Below are 16672 nucleotides of genomic sequence, written 5' to 3' on the forward strand. Positions count from 1 at the left end.
TGCGCCACCCGCCACTTTATGCAGCAGTGCAGGCGGCCAAATAACAGTGAAGAGCCCGCGCCGCACCTCGGGGGAGGAAGGCAGACGAGACACATCGTCCCCGGCAGCGGTGCTCAGACCAAGGTTGAATTTTACGTGATGTGGTCCAGACTCCGCGAAGTTTTCGCGCGTGAGCTGGTGGTTCTTGTCGATCCGACCAACCCCCAGCACGCGCGGCGGCGCAAACAACTGACGGCCTCGGTGGGCGCAATCTTCACGCTCGGCATGGCCGCGGCGATGGGCGTTGCGCCGCGCAGCGCCTTTGACGATCCGCTCGCACCGCGCACGCAGCAGGCGCTGCGCATGCCCGACGTGCGCGAGCAACTTGAACAGCTTACCGACAGCCAGGCCGTCTACGTGCGCGAAGAACGCATGCAGCGCGGCGACACCATCGCCAGCCTGCTCAAGCGGCTGGGCGTGGACGATGCCGACGCGCAGGCGTTCATCGTCAAGAACCCGACCGCGCGCGGCCTGTTCAACCTGAACCCCGGCCAGGCGGTGCAGGCGGAGATCGACGAAAGCAACACGCTGGTGTCGCTGCAGGCCAACCTGGGCGGCGACGCAGCCGCCTCGCGCGAGCTGGTGATCGAACGCGTGCGCGCGGCCAGCGACAACACCGCCGCCACCTACAAGGCCAAGGTGCAGCGCGTCGACAATGACGTGCACTATGAGATGGCCTCGGGCGCGATTTCCGCGGGCGGTTTCTTCAAGGCCATGGACGCGGCCAACGTGCCCGACGAAGTCGTGCAGCAGATGCTGTCGATCTTCTCCGGCGTGATCGACTTCCACCACGACATCGCCAGCGGCGACCGCTTCCGCATCATCTACGAAGCGGGCTTCCGCGACGGCACCTTCGTGCGCAACGGCCGCGTGGTCGCACTGGAGCTGATCAACCGCAACCAGCTGCACCAGGCGCTGTGGTTCGCGCCCGAAGACAGCAAGGACGGCGGCGCCTACTACACCTTCGACGGGCGCAGCATGAAGCGGCCGTTCCTGCGTTCGCCGGTGGAATTCTCGCGCGTGTCGTCGGGCTTCGGCGGCCGCGAGCATCCGCTGCATCATGACTGGGCGCAGCACAAGGGCGTGGACTTCGCCGCCCCGACCGGCACCAAGGTGCTGGCCACCGGCGACGGCGTGGTCGAGTTCGTGGGCCAGCAGAACGGCTACGGCAATATCGTCATCCTGAACCACGCCAACGGCTACTCGACCTACTACGCGCACCTGTCCGGCTTTGCCGGCATGCGCCAGGGCCAGCCGGTGCGCCAGGGCCAGCTGATCGGCTATGTCGGCTCGACCGGCTGGGCCACCGGCCCGCACCTGCACTATGAGTTCCGCTTCAACGACGTGCCGCAGAACCCGCTGACCATCACGCTGATGGAATCGCCGACGCTGACCGGCAAGTCGCGCCAGGAATTCCTGACCTACACCAGCGGGCTGCTCAGCCGCATCAATGCGCTGCGCACCTACAACGTGCTGACCGCCTCCAACTGACCGCGCCCATCGTGACCCAGCCCGTGCCTGGCAGCGAACGCTATATCGGCATCATGTCCGGCACCAGCATGGACGGTGCCGACGCAGTGCTGGTGGATTTCAGCGGCGCGCGGCCCGCCGTGCTGGCGGCCGCCAGCCAGCCTTTCCCCGACACGCTGCGCGCGGCATTCTCTGCCCTGCAGCAGCCGGGCGAGGACGAGATCCATCGCGAGGCGCTGGCAGCCAATGCACTGGCGCAGGTCTACGCCGACTGCGTGGCGGCACTGCTGAGCGAGGCCCAGGTCGACGCGGCCGCGGTGGCCGCCATCGGCGCCCACGGCCAGACTATCCGCCACCGGCCGGGCCTGTACGACGGCATCGGCTACACCCGCCAAAGCCAGCATCCGGCGCATCTGGCCGAGCTCGCCGGCATCGACGTGGTGGCGGACTTCCGCAGCCGCGACCTCGCCGCCGGTGGCCAGGGCGCGCCGCTGGTGCCGGCGCTGCACCATGCGCTGTTCGGCAGCGACGCCGAAACCCGCGTTGCCTGCAATATCGGCGGCATCTCCAATATCAGCATCCTGCCCGCGGCGGGCGGCGCCGTCAGCGGCTTTGACTGCGGCCCGGGCAATGCGCTGCTCGACTACTGGGTCGGCCGCCACCGCGGGCTTCCCTTCGACAGCAACGGCGACTGGGCCGCCAGCGGGCGGGTCGACGCCGCGCTGCTGGCGCAGTGCCTGGCCGAGCCCTACTTCAGCGCAGCACCGCCCAAGAGCACCGGGCGCGACCTGTTCCATCCGGGCTGGCTCGAAGCCCGTCTCGCCTCGTTCCAACACCTCGCGCCTGCCGATGTGCAGGCGACACTGGCCGCGCTGACTGCCGAGGCCATCGCGCGCGACATGCGCACCCATGCGCCTGATGCGCGCCGCCTGATCGTCTGCGGCGGCGGCGCCCGCAATGCGTTCGTGATGGCACGACTGACGCAGGCATTGCCCGGCGTGGCCATCGAGACCTCGGATGACTACGGCGTGCCGGTGTCGCAGGTCGAAGCCATCGCCTTTGCCTGGCTGGCACGCCAGTGCCTGCTGCGCCTGCCCGGCAACGTGCCCACCGTGACCGGCGCCGCCGGGCCGCGCGTGCTGGGCGCGATCTATCCGCGCTAAGGCAGGCGCATCGCGCCGCCCGCCTCCACCCAATCCATGAACGCTTGTGCCAGCGGCGAGGCCCGCATGGCCGGCGAGCGCGCCAGCACCACGCGCTGCGGCGTCACCGGCTCGCGCAGCGGCAGGCAGGCGATCGGCACGCCGTCGTAGCTGTGGTCGCCGGCCGGGCGCGTGCACGACAGCGCCACGCCATAGCCGTGCGCCACCAGTCCGCGCTGCATCTCGAAGGTCTGCGTGTACTGGTGCAGCACCGGGTGCAGGCCATGCGCCCAGAACAGCGACAGGAAGTACTCGCGCGTCTGCGGGATGTCCTCGAGGATCAGCCGTTCGCCGGCCAGGTCGGCCAGGCTCACATCGGTGCCGCTTGCCAGCGGATGGCCGGCGGGCAGCAGCGCATAGGGTGCCAGTTCCGCCAGCGTGCGGCGCTCGGTGCGGGCATCGAGCCCCAGTTCATAGGTCAGCGCCAGTTCGGCCTTGCCCGCCTGCAGCGTGCGGTGGACGGTCGCCAGGTCGGCCTCGAACAAGGTCACCGAGATGCCCGGATGGTGCCGGCGCAGCCCCGCCAGCAGACGTGGCACAAAGTACGGCCCGAGGTCCTGGAAGCAGGTCAGCGAGAGCTGGCCGGTCAACCCCCGGCCGGTGGCGTCGTCCACGGTGAGGCCGGCCGCCAGCGCAAGGATGTCTCGTGCCCGCCCCAGCAGGCGCTGACCGGCGGGCGTCAGCGACAACCCACGGCTGACCTGGCGCCTGAAGAGAGGCTCGCCCAGAGTGTCTTCCAGCTGCGCGATCGCGGTGGAGACAGACGGCTGCGACACATGGCGCGCGCGAGCCGCCGCGCTGATGCTGCCGTGCTCGGCTGCGGCGACAAAGTATTCGAGCTGGCGGAAAGAGAAGGGGATCATGATTTCCTATATCGCAACATAGGAAATATATGCTTTTCCTATCCCCAATGCATGGCGATACTGGGCACATCGCCCCCACACAATATCGCCATGAACATCACCCAGGAACACATCGACACCTACCAGCGCGACGGCGTGCTGGTGCTGCGCGGCGCTTTCACCGACTGGGTCGAACGGCTGCGCGACGGCTTTGCGCAGAACCTGGCCGAGCCGGGCGCCTTCGCCATCGAGAACGTACGGCCCGGCGAAAGCGGGCGCTTCTTCGAGGACTACTGCAACTGGCAGCGCATTACGCCGTTCGATGACTTTATCCGCCAGTCGCCGGCGGCTGCCATTGCCGGGCGCATCATGCAGTCGCAGGCGGTGCAGGTGTTCCACGAACACATCCTGGTCAAGGAGCCCGGCACGGCCAAGCCCACGCCGTGGCACCAGGACCTGCCCTACTACTGTGTCGACGGCACCCAGACCGCGAGCTACTGGATCCCGCTGGACCCGGTGACGCAGGCCAATACCCTGCGCGTGGTGGCCGGCTCGCACCGCTGGGCGCGGCTGGTGCGGCCCAAGCGCTGGGCCAGCAACGAGAACTTCTATGGAGGTAACGACGCCTTCATGGAGATGCCGGACGTGGAAGACGGCAGCTACACCCTGCTCGCACCGGAACTGGAGCCAGGCGATGCCGTGGTGTTCGACTTCCGTACCGTGCATGGCGCTGCCGGCAATACCGGCAGCGGGCGCCGGCGAGCGTTCTCGGCGCGCTTCCTGGGCGACGACGTGCGCTTCATGCTGCGGCCCGGGCGCACCTCACCGCCCTTTCCCGGCATCGATCAGCAGACCGGCGAGCGCATGCGCGAAGACTGGTTTCCCGTGGTCTGGCGCGCCGCGCGGTAAGCCATCGCGGAAAAGAAAAAACGCACCCGAAGGTGCGTTTTTTTCTGGGCCGGTGCCGGTCAGACCGAGAACGACGAGCCGCAACCGCAGGTGGTCGAGGCATTCGGGTTCTTGATCACGAACTGCGCGCCGTTGATGTCTTCCTTGTAGTCGATCTCGGCGCCGACCAGGTACTGGTAGCTCATCGAGTCGATCAGCAGGGTGACGCCGTTCTTGACCATGGTGGTGTCGTCTTCGTTGACTTCCTCATCGAAGGTGAAGCCATACTGGAAGCCGGAGCAGCCGCCGCCCTGCACGAACACGCGCAGTTTCAGTTCGGCATTGCCCTCTTCCTCGATCAACTGCTTGACCTTGTCGGCGGCGCTGTCGGTAAAGACGAACGGTGCCGGCACGTCCTCGGTAACGGGTGCCTCTGCGACTGCGTTCATGGGGGGTTCTCCTGTTTAGATACGCCTGTATTCTAAGCGCTACTGAAAGATCGTGCCGAAACCCTGTGTTTTCAAGGGGTTCCCGGCATGGCGGGTGCCGCTCAGGCGGCCTTTTCAGTGGGTTGGGTGTCGGCAGCGGGCGTTGCGCGGTCCGTGACAGCAGCCTCGTCCGCCGCTTCCGTCACTTCGACCGCCGGCGCCGCCTCGACCAGGTTCGGCAGCGCCTTGATCTCGCCTTGCACCAGCGGCATCAGGCGGCCTTCGACCAGCGCGCCCTGGTGCATTTCCAGCGCCGCATAGCGCACGTCGCCCAGCACGCGGGCATGCGGCTGCAGTTCGAGCAGGTCGGTGGCCTGCACCGGGCCCTTGACGGTGCCGTTGAGCACCAGGTGGCCAACGCTGATCTCGCCCTCGATCATGCCTTTTTCGCTGACCACCAGCATGCTCGGCTTGCCCGGCGCCGCGGTGACGTTGCCGCGCACGCGGCCGTCCAGGCGCAGGCCGCCCGCAAATACCAGGTCGCCGTCGACGGCGGTGTCTTCGCCGATCAGAGTATCGATCGAAAGGCCCTTCTTTTTCGAAAACAGCATCACTCTCACTCCTCTCTCGTTCGTGCCGAACCCTCCGGCCGTGGCGCATTCGCGCCGGCAAGCAGCACTTGCCGATGGCGACAGGGCGTGATTGTAGCCGCGCGCAGCCCATACCCCACAAAAGTATGGCTGCCCAATCGCTTTTTCGGCAGGCCAGAGTATTTCCGTACCCTGCAGGCGAAAAAAAACCGCACGGCCAGCGTGCGGTTTCTTTGGTCTCGCAAGATCCGGCAGTACCGGACCTGCGAAAACGCATCAGCGCTTCGAGAACTGCTTGCGACGACGCGCCTTGTGGAAGCCGACCTTCTTACGCTCGACTTCACGTGCATCGCGCGTGACGTAGCCAGCCTTCGACAGGGCCGACTTCAGGGTCGCATCGTAGTCGATCAGGGCGCGGGTGATGCCGTGGCGCACTGCGCCGGCCTGGCCGGTTTCGCCACCGCCGGTCACGTTGACCTTGATGTCGAACGTTTCAGCGTGAGCGGTCAGTTCCAGGGGCTGGCGCACGATCATCAGCGAGGTTTCGCGAGCGAAATACTCTTTGATGGGCTTGCCGTTGACGATGATATCGCCCTTGCCCGACTTGATGAAGACACGAGCCACAGCGCTCTTGCGGCGGCCAGTACCGTAATTCCAGTTACCGATCATGGATTGGCCTCCTTAGATTTCCAGCGCCTTGGGCTGCTGCGCTTCATGCGGATGCTCGGCTTCGGCGTAAACCTTCAGCTTCTTGATCATCGCGTAGCCCAGCGGACCCTTCGGCAGCATGCCCTTGACAGCCTTTTCCAGGGCACGGCCCGGGAAACGCTGCTGCATCTTGCCGAACGTCGTTTCGTAGATACCGCCCGGGTAGCCCGAATGGCGATAGTACTTCTTGTCCGTTTCCTTGGTACCCGTGACACGCAGCTTGGCTGCATTGACGATGATGATGTAATCACCCGTGTCGACGTGCGGAGTGAATTCCGGCTTGTGCTTGCCGCGCAGACGGCGTGCCACTTCGCTGGCGACACGGCCGAGGACTTTGTCCGTCGCGTCAATCACGTACCAGTCGCGCTTTACCTCATGAGGCTTGGCGGAAAAGGTCTTCATGATTTTTCCTGACTATTAGTTCGTACCCGAAATCCGACTCGCGAAGGCTTGTACTCGCCCCTGCAAGTCTTGTGGCTGGCCCGTGAGGGCTGGCCTGATCCTGCTCTTTCTTCCGCGGGTATGACGGAAAGCCTTCCATTATACTGGCGGCTACCGGAACCGCACAAGCAAAGACTGACCTTTTCGTCAAGGTCGCCGCCATCGCGGGCCCAAACCAGGGCAGCGTCGCGCGCTTTTCAGTGCTTAGCGCGCCAGAACGCAGGGGCGAAAAAAAACCCAAGCGGTTGAGCTTGGGTTTGAATCCACCAAAGGAGGAGGGTGGAGGAGACACTGGGAGATCGACGGAGGGACTGGCGGGCGGTGCGGCTTGCCCTGGGGCTTCGCTTTCGCACTCTGGCGCGCTGTCAGTGCCGTCGTTCAATGATTCAAATTATACATGGGGTTTTCCCCAGTGCAAGGAAAATTTGTACTGCGAAATTCAATTTCGTATTGCGGAAAGAAAAACGTGACGCACCAGACAGAGCATTTCGCTTAGAAATCAATGACTTACGAAAAATCAAGGCATGTCATTGAGCTGTCATACTAGAGGAAACCCTCAGATTTCATAGGGATTTGGGCGTCAGCAACCCAAGCTGGGCGATGCCATATACTGAGAATTGCAAGATTCGAGATCATGCGCCTGTGATCGGAAGCACACAATATAAACGACAGGAACGAACAAAATGGAATGCAAAGTGACATGGATGGGTGCCGACGGCATGAGCTTCGTGGCCCAGACCGGCAGCGGCCATATCGTGGCGATGGACGGTGCGCCCGACGGCGGCGGCCATAACCTGGCACCGCGGCCGATGGAGATGGTGCTGCTCGGCACCGGCGGCTGCACCGCCTATGACGTGGTGCTGATCCTCAAGCGCGGCCGCCAGGACGTTTCCGGCTGCAGCGTGCAGCTGCAGGCCGAGCGCGCCGGCGAGGACCCCAAAGTCTTCACCCGCATCAACTTCCATTTTGTGGTGACCGGCAAGAATCTCAACCCCGCCACGGTCGAGCGTGCCATCAAGCTGTCGCACGAAAAGTACTGCTCGGCGTCGATCATGCTGGCCAAGACGGCCGAGATCACGCACACGATGGAAATCGTCGAAGCCTGAAAGGAAGATGCAGACCCGGTACGCCGTGGTGGCGCCGGGTCATGCCGGAAGAAGAAGCAAAGCAGGCCGATAAGCCGGATTCTGTGCGCCCCGCCCGCCTTGCGGCAAACGGTGCGTGACAACCATTCCTCTAGGCCGGCTGTTACCAGCCGGCTCCAGCTCCCTACCCGCAGACTCAGCGGGCCGCTTCATCGCCTGCCTATTTGGGATTGCTCCAGGTGGAGGTTACCGCGTTTCACCCTTCCCGCCGGGCGAACCCGGCGGCAAGACTCGTCTCTGTGGCCCTATTCCGCACGTTGCCGTGGATGGCTGTTAGCCAACACCCTGCCCTGTGGAGTCCGGACTTTCCTCCCCCTGCACCTTGCGGTGCAGGCAGCGGTTGCCTGGCCTGCTTTGCGGCCCGCAGTCTAACACCGATTGGCGGCGCCTTCAGTCGGCGCGCCGTCCTGGGCGGAACACAGAGGTATCGGCGTAGAAGCCAGGTTCGGCGTTATCGTCGCACCAGCCCGGAATACCCATCACCGGCAGCGGCGCAAAACTGCGCCCGCCGCGCAGCGCGCCAGCCTGGGCCGCAGCGGCAAGGGATTGCGCCAGCATGACGTCCAGCCACGGGCCTGCCGCCTGCTGCGGCGCCAGCGGCAGCACCCATGCATGGGCAGTGACCGACTTGTACGGCTGCACCAGTTTTTCGAGTAGCGCATGGCCGAACGGCACCACCGTGCAGGCCCTGCCCCACGCCGGCCTGGATTCGACCAGCAGCCGCTGCCACGCAAACCCCTTGAGCGCATCCGCCAGGTCCTGGTCGGTGCTGACAAACAGCACCGCATTTTCGTCGAACAGGGTCGCCGCATCGCGCACGCTGCCGCGCGTGGTCTGCACGCCTTCGCGCGCAATGACCTCGGCCTGGATCTGGTTGAGCACGCGCTTGGCTTGCGGGAAATGCAGCCAGGTCAGCGCGTTGAAGAAATCGTGGAGATTGTCGCGGGTCGGGATCTCGCCGGTGGCATGGATATGCGCCTCATAGGCGCTGCCTTCCGGCAAGGCATGCTGGGCAATGAAACGCAGCGGCAGGCCGCGGGCATTGCACAGGCGGAGTTGGGCTGCATGCGCACTTAGCAGCGCGCGCAGATCGGCGCCGCCCTGCACCGCCGCAGCGAGCGCGGCACCCTGCGCAGCAAACAGCTGGAACCACGGCCGGGACCAGTCGATCCCGGCCAGCGCGGCGACGAAGGGCTCGTCGCCCGCTTGCGCCTGCATGGGCAAGGCCGCAGCAGGGTTTAGCGGGCCTTCCAGCGCAGCGTCTCGCCGCCGCGCAGCGGCACCAGCGTGGTGTCGCCATAGGGCAGCTCGGCCGGCAGTTCCCAGTCCTCGCGCTCCAGCGTCAGCGTGCCGGTGTTGCGCGGCAGGCCGTAGAAGGCCGGGCCGTTGAAGCTGGCAAAGGCTTCCAGCTTGTCCAGCGCGCCGGCGGCGTCGAAGGCCTCGGCATACAGCTCCATCGCATGCAGCGCGGTATAGCAGCCGGCGCAGCCGCAGGCGTGCTCCTTCAGCCCGCGCGCGTGCGGCGCGCTGTCGGTGCCCAGGAAAAAGCGCGGGCTGCCCGAGACCGCGGCCGCCACCAGGGCCTCGCGATGGGTCTCGCGCTTGAGCACCGGCAGGCAGTAGTAGTGCGGGCGGATGCCGCCGGTGAAGATGGCGTTGCGGTTGTAGAGCAGGTGGTGCGCGGTGATGGTGGCGCCGACCGGGCCGCTGGCGTCGCGCACGTATTCGGCCGCATCCTTGGTGGTGATGTGCTCGAACACCACCTTCAGCTCGGGCATGTCGCGGCGCAGCGGCGTCATCACGCGGTCGATAAAGACGGCTTCGCGATCGAAGATGTCGATGCTGGGGTCGGTCACCTCGCCATGCACCAGCAGCGGCAGGCCCGCGCGCTGCATCGCTTCCAGCGCCGGGTAGCAGCGGCGGATATCGGTCACGCCGGCGTCGCTGTTGGTGGTGGCGCCGGCCGGGTACAGCTTGACGCCGTGCACGAAGCCGCTGGCCTTGGCCGCGGCGATCTCTTCGGCCGTGGTGTTGTCGGTCAGGTACAGCGTCATCAGCGGCTCGAACTGCAGGCCGGCCGGCAGCGCCGCCAGGATGCGGGCACGGTAGGCCTGCGCCTGCGCCACCGTGGTCACGGGCGGCTTCAGGTTGGGCATGATGATGGCGCGTGCGAACTGGCGCGCGGTGTCGGGCAGCACGGCGGCCAGGGCCGCGCCGTCGCGCAGGTGCAGGTGCCAGTCGTCCGGGCGGGTGATGGTGAGCTTCTGGGTCATGGCTAGCTTGGGCCTGCCGCGGCGGCGGCTGGCGTTCGTCGAAATCAGAGAATCAGGATGGCGCGGTAGTCGTTCACATTGGTGCGCGTCGGGCCGGTGACTACCAGGTCGCCGATGGCATCGAACAGGCCCCAGGCGTCGTGCGCGTCCAGCTGGCGCAGTCCCGGCAGGCCGGCGGCCGCGGCGCGCGCCAGCGTGGTCGGATCGGCCAGCGCACCGGCATTGTCTTCCGAACCGTCGATGCCGTCGGTGTCGGCTGCGATCGCATGCACGCCGGGCATGCCGTCAAGCTCGACCGCCAGCGACAGCAGGAATTCGGAGCAACGCCCGCCCCGTGCCTTCGTGGCGCCACCGCCGGCAGGCAAAGTGACCGTGCACTCACCTCCGGAAATCAGCGCCACGGGCGCGGCAAACGGCGCATTGTACGCGCGAATCTCGCGCACCAGCGCGGCGTAGACGCGGGCCACTTCGCGCGCTTCGCCGGTCACGGTATCGCCCAGCACCACCGGGGTGATGCCGCGTTCGCGGAACAGCGCCGCGGCCGCCTGCAGGCTGCCATGGGCAGTGGCGATCATGCGGTGGTCGACCCGGGCGAACAGTGCATCGCCCGGCTTGGGCGTCTCCGGCACGTCGCCGCGGGCGCCGCACTCCAGGTGTGCCTGCACGCTGGCCGGCACCTGCGCGCCCCAGCGGCGCAGGATCTCCAGCGCATCGGCAAAGGTGCTCGGGTCGGCCACGGTCGGGCCCGAGGCGATCGCACTGGGATCGTCGCCGGCCACGTCCGAGACGATCAGCGTGGTCACCGGCGCACGGCTTGCCTGCGCCAGCCGCCCGCCCTGGATGCGCGAGACATGCTTGCGCACGATATTCATCTCGGTGATCGGCGCGCCACAGCGCAGCAGTTCCCGAGTGGCGGCCTTCAGGTCAGCCATCGGGATGCCTTCGGCCGGCAGCGACAGCAGGCTGGAGCCGCCGCCTGACACCAGCACCAGCAGCCGGTCCTGCGGCGTCAGCGACTGCACGCTGGCCAGGATATCGGCGGCGGCCTGCTCGCCGGCCTCGTCGGGCACCGGATGGCCGGCCTCGATCACGCGGATATGGTCGGTCGGCAGCCCGTGGGCGTAGCGCGTGACCACCAGCCCCTCCAGCGTGGCCTTGCCAGCGTAGGCACGCTCGACCGCCGCGGCCATCGACGCCGCGGCCTTGCCCGCGCCCACCACCAGCGTGCGGCCGCCCGCGTGCGGGGGTGGCAGGTGCTGCGCCACGATCTGCAGCGGATCGGCCGCCGCCACCGCCGCGTGGAAGCTGTCCAGCAGCAAGGCGCGGGGATCGCCCGCGACCGCCGCGCTCACAGCGCCTCCGCGATAGCCAGGCCCAGGTCGGCAGTGCCGGCCTTGCCGCCGATGTCGCGCGTCAGCGGCGCGTGTTCGGGGCCCGCGGCCAGCACCTTTTCGATCGCGCCCAGTACGGCGGCGCCGGCTGCTTCATGGCCCAGGTGCTCCAGCATCATGGCGCCGCACCAGATCTGGCCGATCGGGTTGGCCACGCCGCGCCCGGCAATATCCGGGGCCGAGCCGTGCACCGGCTCGAACAGGCTGGGAAAGGTGCGGTCGGGGTTGATATTGCCCGACGGCGCGATGCCGATGGTGCCGGTGCAAGCCGGGCCCAGGTCGGACAGGATGTCGCCGAACAGGTTGCTGGCCACCACAACGTCGAACCAGTCCGGATGCTGGACGAAATGCGCGGTCAGGATGTCGATGTGGTACTTGTCGACCTTGATGCCGGGGTAGCTGGCCGCCATCGCCTCGACGCGCTCGTCCCAGTACGGCATGGTGATCGAGATGCCATTGGACTTGGTCGCCGACGTCAGGTGCTTCTTCGGCCGCTTCTGTGCCAACTCGAAGGCAAACTTCAGGATGCGGTCGACGCCGGTGCGGCTCATCACGGTTTCCTGCACCACGATCTCGCGCTCGGTGCCCGGGAACATGCGCCCGCCGATGCTGGAGTATTCACCCTCGGTGTTCTCGCGCACCACATAAAAGTCGATATCGCCAGGCTGGCGGCCGGCCAGCGGGCTCCTGATGCCGGGCATCAGCCGCACCGGGCGCAGGTTCACGTACTGGTCGAACGAGCGCCGGAACTGCAGCAGCGAACCCCACAGCGAGACGTGGTCAGGCACGGCATCAGGCCAGCCCACCGCGCCGAAGTAGATGGCGTCGTACTTGACCAGCGTGTCGAACCAGTCGTCCGGCAGCATCTTGCCGTGGCGGGCGTAGTAGTCGCAGCTGGAAAAGTCGAAGTGGTCCCACTGGAAGTCGATGCCGAAGCGCCGCGCCGCGGCGTCCATCACGCGGATGCCCTCGGGCATGACTTCCGTGCCGATTCCGTCTCCGGGAATCACGGCGATCTTGTATTGGCGCATGGTTATTGGGGAGATACGTGCAGGATGGCCGGTCGCCGCGCGCGGCCGGCCGACGCTGCTTGGCAGCGGCCCGGGTGCGCGGGATAATGTCTGCATTCTATTGCAAAGCGGCAGCCCACTGCCGACCGGTGCCCCGATATGTGCCAGCTGCTAGGCATGAACTGCGCCACGCCGACCGACGTGACGTTCTCCTTCACCGGCTTTGCCGCGCGTGGTGGCCTGACCGACCATCACGCCGACGGCTTCGGTGTGGCCTTCTTCGAGGACAAGGCCTGCCGCCTGTTTATCGACAACCAGTCAGCCGGCACCTCGCCGGTGGCAGACCTGATCAAGCGCTACCCGATCAAGTCCAAGAACGTCATCTCGCATATCCGCAAGGCCACGCAGGGCACCGTGCTGCTGGAGAACTGCCACCCCTTCATGCGCGAGCTGTGGGGCCGCCACTGGATCTTTGCCCATAACGGCGACCTGAAGGGCTTCACCCCGTTCCTGTCCGGCGTCTACCAGCCAGTGGGCGATACCGACAGCGAACTGGCCTTCTGCACGCTGATGCAGGGCCTGCGCAAGCGCTTCCCGGGTTCGCAGCCGCCGCTGAACGAGCTGTGCCATGCGCTGGCCGACATCACCCGCGAGATCACGCTGCATGGCGTGTTCAACTACCTGCTGTGCAACGGCCAGGCCCAGTTCGCGCACTGCTCCACGCACCTGTACTACATCGTGCGGCAGTGGCCGTTCTCGACCGCGCACCTGATCGACGCCGACCTGTCGATCGACTTCGCCCAGGTCACCACACCGGACGACCGCGTGGCGGTGATCGCCACCCAGCCGCTGACCGACAACGAGACCTGGACCCGCTTCGCCCCGGGCGAGCTGATCATGTTCGAGGACGGGCACCCGACCATGACGCTGACGGTGCCGATCCCGCCTGAAGTGCAGGCGAAGAACGCGGCCAACACGGCCTGCACCTGAGCCATCGGGAACGAAAAAAGGGACGCCGAGGCGTCCCTTTCTGCTTGCCCTGCCAGGCCGGTCAATGATGCAGGATCTTCGACAGGAACTGCCTGGCGCGCTCGGAGCGGTGTTCGATATTGCCGAAGAACTCCTCCTTCTCGCAGTCCTCGACGATCTTGCCCTGGTCCATGAAGATCACGCGGTTGGCCACCTTGCGCGCGAAGCCCATTTCGTGGGTCACGCACATCATGGTCATGCCTTCCTGCGCCAGCTGCACCATCACGTCCAGCACTTCGTTGACCATCTCCGGGTCCAGCGCCGAAGTCGGCTCGTCGAACAGCATGCAGATCGGGTCCATCGACAGCGCACGGGCGATCGCCACGCGCTGCTGCTGGCCGCCCGACAGCTGGCCGGGGTACTTCTCCGCCTGGCTCTTCAGGCCCACGCGGTCCAGGTACTTCAGGCCCTTGGCCATCGCCTCGTCCTTGGAGCGGCCGAGCACCTTCATCTGCGCGATGGTCAGGTTCTCGGTGATCGACAGGTGCGGGAACAGCTCGAAGTTCTGGAACACCATGCCCACGCGCGAGCGCAGCTTGGGCAGGTTGGTCTTGGGATTGCCCACCGAGGTGCCGTCGACCAGGATATCGCCCTTCTGGAACGGCTCAAGCGCGTTGACGGTCTTGATCAGCGTGGACTTTCCCGACCCGGACGGGCCGCATACCACCACCACTTCACCCTTGGCGACCTTGGTGGTGCAGTCGGTCAGCACCTGGAAGGCGCCGTACCACTTGGAGACATTGTTGATTTCGATCATACAGCCACCTTTTTCTGGTAACGCTTGACCAGCAGCGAAGCGGAGAAGCAGATAACGAAGTACACCACGCCGGCGAACAGCAGCATCTCGACGATGCGGCCGTCACGTTCGCCGATGCCGTAGGCCTGGCCGAAGAAGTCGGCCAGCGCGCTGACGTAGACCAGCGACGTATCCTGGAACAGGATGATGCCCTGGGTCAGCAGCAGCGGCACCATGTTGCGGAACGCCTGCGGCAGGATCACCAGCCGCATCGACTGGCCATAGGTCATGCCCAGCGCCTGCGCCGCGAACATCTGCCCGCGCGACACGCTCTGGATGCCCGCGCGGATGATTTCCGAGTAGTACGCGGCCTCGAACAGCGCAAAGGCCACCAGCGCGGACGTCATGCGCAGGTCGGTCGCCGGCGACAGGTTGAACAGGTTCTGCAGCACCTGCGGAATGATCAGGAAGAACCACAACAGCACCATCACCAGCGGGATGGAGCGGAAGATGGTCACGTACCCCTGCGCAAACCAGTTCAGCAGCCTGAACGACGACAGCCGCATCATCGCCAGGATGGTGCCCCAGACGATGCCCACCACCACCGCGGTGACGGTGATCTTGAGCGAGACCATCATGCCCTCGCCCAGGACCTCGAGCGTGGCAGGGGTGATGGAAGTGAAATCGAAGGAATAAGCCATGGCGCCCCCTTACTTGCCGCCGATAAAGCCGGGCACGCGCGTGCGGGCTTCCACCCAGCGCATGATCAGCATCACCGTCACGTTGATCAGCGCGTACATCAGCGTGACCGCGATGAACGATTCATACGGGCGCGCGGTGTAGTCCACCAGTTGCCGGCCCTGCGCCGCCAGTTCCAGCAGGCCGATGGTCGAAGCCACCGCCGAATTCTTGAAGATGTTCAGGAATTCGGAAGTCAGCGGCGGCACGATCACGCGGAACGCCATCGGCAGCAGCACGTGGCGGTACGTCTGCGGCAGCGTGAAGCCCATCGCCAGGCCGGCATTCTTCTGCCCGCGCGCCAGCGAGTTGATGCCCGAGCGCACCTGCTCGCAGACCCGCGCGGCGGTGAAGGTGCCCAGGCACAGCATGGCGGCCAGGAACTGCTGCGCGAACGGGTTCATCTGCTTGATCGCCTCGCCACCGGGCAGCAGCTCGGGCGCGACGAAATACCAGATGAACAGCTGCACCAGCAGCGGGATGTTGCGGAAGATTTCCACATAGGTGGCGGCGATGCCCGCCAGCCACTTGTTGGGCACGGTGCGCAGCACGCCGAGCACCGAACCGATGACCAGGGCGATGACCCAGGACGAGAGTCCCAGGGCGAGCGTTACCTTCAGGCCCGAGATCATCTAGTCCAGGTAGGTCTCGTTCTGGGCGGCCTGTTCGAGGAAAACTGCCCAATGCCAGTTGTAGTTCATGTTGCGTCCTCAAAAAGAAACGGAAGGACATGCCTTCCGTTTCACACTGCTGTCAACGGCAGGTCAGTCCAGCGCCTTGTCGTTCGGCGTCTTGAACAACGCCTTCATGTCTTCGGACAGCGGGAAGTCCAGGTTGAGGCCCTTCGGCGGCACCGGCGTCATGAACCACTTGGTGTACAGGGTGTTGATCGAACCGTCCTTCATCATGCCGGAGATCACGGTATCGGACAGCTTCTTGAACTGCGGATCGTCCTTGCGGATCATACAGCCATAGGACTCGCGCGATTGCGGCTTGCCCACCACGATCCAGTCGGCCGGGTTCTTGGCCTTGGCGCGCTCGCCGTACAGCAGCGCGTCGTCCATCATGAACGCGACCGCGCGGCCCGATTCCAGCGTCAGGAACGACTGGCCATGGTCCTTGGTGCTGATGATGTTCACGCCCAGCTTCTGGTCGTCGTTCATCTTGCGCAGCAGGCGCTCCGACGTGGTGCCGGCGGTGGTGACGACGTTCTTGCCCTTCAGGTCGGCCCAGTCCTTGATGCCGGCGTCCTTCTTCACCATGATGCGCGTGCCGATGATGAAGATGGAGTTGGTGAACCCAACCTGCTTCTGGCGCTCCAGGTTGTTGGTGGTGGAGCCGCACTCGATGTCGATGGTGCCGTTCTGCAGCAGCGTGATGCGGTTCTGCGAGGTGATCGGGATTTCCTTGACCTGCAGGTTCGGCAGCTTGAGCTGGTCCTTGATGGCTTCCACGATCTTCATGTTGATATCGTAGGAATAGCCGACCTGACGCACGCCGCCCAGGTTGTAATTGAACGGAATCGACGACTCGCGCACGCCCAGCGTGATGACGCCGGTGTCCTTGATCTTCTTCAGCGTGCCCGTCAGTTGTTCAGCTGCCTGTGCCGTCCCGCACATCACGCCCCCGGCAATCATCAGGGCAGCCAGCTTGGCGAAATTCATAACATCTCCTTGACCATGAAGAGAAAGCGGGATTCTAGAGATAAAACCCCCACTGGTGAAACAGTATTGCGCAGCATC

At 65.5% G+C, this 16672-nt stretch carries 17 protein-coding genes, 1 other RNA gene and 1 pseudogene; 5 read left to right on the forward strand and 14 right to left on the reverse strand.

The window, feature by feature from the left end:
• Window positions 1-138 precede the first annotated feature (138 nt).
• A complete protein-coding gene (locus tag I6H87_RS04590; protein WP_011614541.1) occupies window positions 139-1530 on the forward strand; it encodes a M23 family metallopeptidase in 1392 nt (463 codons plus the stop codon).
• Between the two features lie 53 nt (window positions 1531-1583).
• The gene (locus I6H87_RS04595) at window positions 1584-2672 is read left to right on the forward strand and encodes an anhydro-N-acetylmuramic acid kinase (RefSeq protein WP_051398509.1); all 1089 of its coding nucleotides are present in this window, start codon (window positions 1584-1586) and stop codon (window positions 2670-2672) included.
• Here the strand turns inward: I6H87_RS04595 and I6H87_RS04600 are convergent.
• Complete coding sequence (locus I6H87_RS04600; protein WP_011614539.1) at window positions 2669-3574, reverse strand: LysR family transcriptional regulator; 906 nt, start codon at window positions 3572-3574, stop codon at window positions 2669-2671. The two genes, I6H87_RS04595 and I6H87_RS04600, sit on opposite strands and share 4 nt — an antisense overlap.
• Before the next feature lie 90 nt (window positions 3575-3664).
• Here I6H87_RS04600 and I6H87_RS04605 point away from each other — a divergent pair, with 90 nt between their 5' ends.
• Entirely contained in the window at window positions 3665-4462 is a 798-nt protein-coding gene (locus tag I6H87_RS04605) for a phytanoyl-CoA dioxygenase family protein (RefSeq protein ID WP_011614538.1), read from the forward strand.
• A 59-nt stretch (window positions 4463-4521) separates the two neighbouring features.
• On the opposite strand, the gene erpA is transcribed toward I6H87_RS04605, so the two are convergent.
• The 4 genes from erpA to rplM all read right to left on the reverse strand — a co-directional run bounded on the left by erpA (window position 4522) and on the right by rplM (window position 6569).
• Window positions 4522-4890 (reverse strand): iron-sulfur cluster insertion protein ErpA, encoded by a 369-nt coding sequence (gene erpA, locus I6H87_RS04610; RefSeq protein WP_010813904.1) that lies wholly within the window; start codon window positions 4888-4890, stop codon window positions 4522-4524.
• Window positions 4891-4991: 101 nt separating this feature from the next.
• Entirely contained in the window at window positions 4992-5480 is a 489-nt protein-coding gene (locus tag I6H87_RS04615) for a bactofilin family protein (protein WP_011614537.1), read from the reverse strand.
• Between the two features lie 255 nt (window positions 5481-5735).
• On the reverse strand, window positions 5736-6128 hold the full coding sequence (rpsI, locus tag I6H87_RS04620; protein WP_010813906.1) for a 30S ribosomal protein S9: 393 nt from the start codon (window positions 6126-6128) through the stop codon (window positions 5736-5738).
• Window positions 6129-6140: 12 nt separating this feature from the next.
• Entirely contained in the window at window positions 6141-6569 is a 429-nt protein-coding gene (gene rplM, locus I6H87_RS04625) for a 50S ribosomal protein L13 (protein WP_010813907.1), read from the reverse strand.
• Between the two features lie 722 nt (window positions 6570-7291).
• Here rplM and I6H87_RS04630 point away from each other — a divergent pair.
• Window positions 7292-7714, forward strand: coding sequence for an OsmC family protein (locus I6H87_RS04630; protein WP_010813908.1), 423 nt, complete (start codon window positions 7292-7294; stop codon window positions 7712-7714).
• Between the two features lie 54 nt (window positions 7715-7768).
• Here the strand turns inward: I6H87_RS04630 and rnpB are convergent.
• The 5 genes from rnpB to I6H87_RS04655 all read right to left on the reverse strand — a co-directional run bounded on the left by rnpB (window position 7769) and on the right by I6H87_RS04655 (window position 12448).
• An RNA gene (gene rnpB / locus I6H87_RS04635) (RNase P RNA component class A) lies at window positions 7769-8109 on the reverse strand.
• Window positions 8110-8143: 34 nt separating this feature from the next.
• Window positions 8144-8971, reverse strand: coding sequence for a DUF3025 domain-containing protein (locus I6H87_RS04640; protein WP_010813909.1), 828 nt, complete (start codon window positions 8969-8971; stop codon window positions 8144-8146).
• A 20-nt stretch (window positions 8972-8991) separates the two neighbouring features.
• The gene (gene pyrC / locus I6H87_RS04645; RefSeq protein WP_011614536.1) at window positions 8992-10026 is read right to left on the reverse strand and encodes a dihydroorotase; all 1035 of its coding nucleotides are present in this window, start codon (window positions 10024-10026) and stop codon (window positions 8992-8994) included.
• A gap of 44 nt (window positions 10027-10070) precedes the next feature.
• The gene (locus I6H87_RS04650; RefSeq protein WP_010813911.1) at window positions 10071-11378 is read right to left on the reverse strand and encodes a glycerate kinase type-2 family protein; all 1308 of its coding nucleotides are present in this window, start codon (window positions 11376-11378) and stop codon (window positions 10071-10073) included.
• On the reverse strand, window positions 11375-12448 hold the full coding sequence (locus I6H87_RS04655; protein WP_010813912.1) for a tartrate dehydrogenase: 1074 nt from the start codon (window positions 12446-12448) through the stop codon (window positions 11375-11377). The genes I6H87_RS04650 and I6H87_RS04655 overlap by 4 nt, the downstream gene beginning before the upstream one ends.
• 138 nt (window positions 12449-12586) lie before the next feature.
• Between I6H87_RS04655 and I6H87_RS04660 the strand changes: the two genes are divergently transcribed.
• Window positions 12587-13417, forward strand: a complete 831-nt coding sequence (locus I6H87_RS04660) for a class II glutamine amidotransferase (RefSeq protein WP_010813913.1) — start codon at window positions 12587-12589, stop codon at window positions 13415-13417.
• A gap of 61 nt (window positions 13418-13478) precedes the next feature.
• Here the strand turns inward: I6H87_RS04660 and I6H87_RS04665 are convergent, their stop codons facing one another.
• The 4 genes and pseudogenes from I6H87_RS04665 to I6H87_RS04680 all read right to left on the reverse strand — a co-directional run bounded on the left by I6H87_RS04665 (window position 13479) and on the right by I6H87_RS04680 (window position 16594).
• Complete coding sequence (locus I6H87_RS04665; RefSeq protein ID WP_010813914.1) at window positions 13479-14213, reverse strand: amino acid ABC transporter ATP-binding protein; 735 nt, start codon at window positions 14211-14213, stop codon at window positions 13479-13481.
• Window positions 14210-14893 carry a glutamate/aspartate ABC transporter permease GltK gene (gltK, locus tag I6H87_RS04670; protein ID WP_010813915.1) on the reverse strand — a complete coding sequence of 228 codons (684 nt, stop codon included), beginning with the start codon at window positions 14891-14893 and terminating at the stop codon, window positions 14210-14212. Before gltK ends, I6H87_RS04665 begins: the two co-directional genes overlap by 4 nt.
• Window positions 14894-14902: 9 nt before the next feature.
• Window positions 14903-15631 (reverse strand): annotated as a pseudogene (locus I6H87_RS04675) (amino acid ABC transporter permease).
• A 63-nt stretch (window positions 15632-15694) separates the two neighbouring features.
• Window positions 15695-16594 (reverse strand): glutamate/aspartate ABC transporter substrate-binding protein, encoded by a 900-nt coding sequence (locus tag I6H87_RS04680; protein WP_010813917.1) that lies wholly within the window; start codon window positions 16592-16594, stop codon window positions 15695-15697.
• Window positions 16595-16672: the final 78 nt, after the last annotated feature.

Origin of the sequence: Cupriavidus necator (assembly GCF_016127575.1) — a bacterium.
Taxonomy (GTDB): domain Bacteria; phylum Pseudomonadota; class Gammaproteobacteria; order Burkholderiales; family Burkholderiaceae; genus Cupriavidus; species Cupriavidus necator_D.

Bases quoted from the DNA above. Each gene is read 5' to 3' on its own strand.
- pyrC (WP_011614536.1), bottom strand. From the start codon at position 10,026: ATGACCCAGAAGCTCACCATCACCCGCCCGGACGACTGGCACCTGCAC.
- I6H87_RS04640 (WP_010813909.1), bottom strand. From the start codon at position 8,971: ATGCAGGCGCAAGCGGGCGACGAGCCCTTCGTCGCCGCGCTGGCCGGG.
- I6H87_RS04590 (WP_011614541.1), top strand. From the start codon at position 139: ATGTGGTCCAGACTCCGCGAAGTTTTCGCGCGTGAGCTGGTGGTTCTT.
- gltK (WP_010813915.1), bottom strand. From the start codon at position 14,893: ATGGCTTATTCCTTCGATTTCACTTCCATCACCCCTGCCACGCTCGAG.
- I6H87_RS04615 (WP_011614537.1), bottom strand. From the start codon at position 5,480: ATGCTGTTTTCGAAAAAGAAGGGCCTTTCGATCGATACTCTGATCGGC.
- I6H87_RS04600 (WP_011614539.1), bottom strand. From the start codon at position 3,574: ATGATCCCCTTCTCTTTCCGCCAGCTCGAATACTTTGTCGCCGCAGCC.
- I6H87_RS04605 (WP_011614538.1), top strand. From the start codon at position 3,665: ATGAACATCACCCAGGAACACATCGACACCTACCAGCGCGACGGCGTG.
- rpsI (WP_010813906.1), bottom strand. From the start codon at position 6,128: ATGATCGGTAACTGGAATTACGGTACTGGCCGCCGCAAGAGCGCTGTG.
- erpA (WP_010813904.1), bottom strand. From the start codon at position 4,890: ATGAACGCAGTCGCAGAGGCACCCGTTACCGAGGACGTGCCGGCACCG.
- I6H87_RS04655 (WP_010813912.1), bottom strand. From the start codon at position 12,448: ATGCGCCAATACAAGATCGCCGTGATTCCCGGAGACGGAATCGGCACG.
- I6H87_RS04660 (WP_010813913.1), top strand. From the start codon at position 12,587: ATGTGCCAGCTGCTAGGCATGAACTGCGCCACGCCGACCGACGTGACG.
- I6H87_RS04595 (WP_051398509.1), top strand. From the start codon at position 1,584: ATGTCCGGCACCAGCATGGACGGTGCCGACGCAGTGCTGGTGGATTTC.
- I6H87_RS04680 (WP_010813917.1), bottom strand. From the start codon at position 16,594: ATGAATTTCGCCAAGCTGGCTGCCCTGATGATTGCCGGGGGCGTGATG.
- I6H87_RS04630 (WP_010813908.1), top strand. From the start codon at position 7,292: ATGGAATGCAAAGTGACATGGATGGGTGCCGACGGCATGAGCTTCGTG.
- I6H87_RS04665 (WP_010813914.1), bottom strand. From the start codon at position 14,213: ATGATCGAAATCAACAATGTCTCCAAGTGGTACGGCGCCTTCCAGGTG.
- rplM (WP_010813907.1), bottom strand. From the start codon at position 6,569: ATGAAGACCTTTTCCGCCAAGCCTCATGAGGTAAAGCGCGACTGGTAC.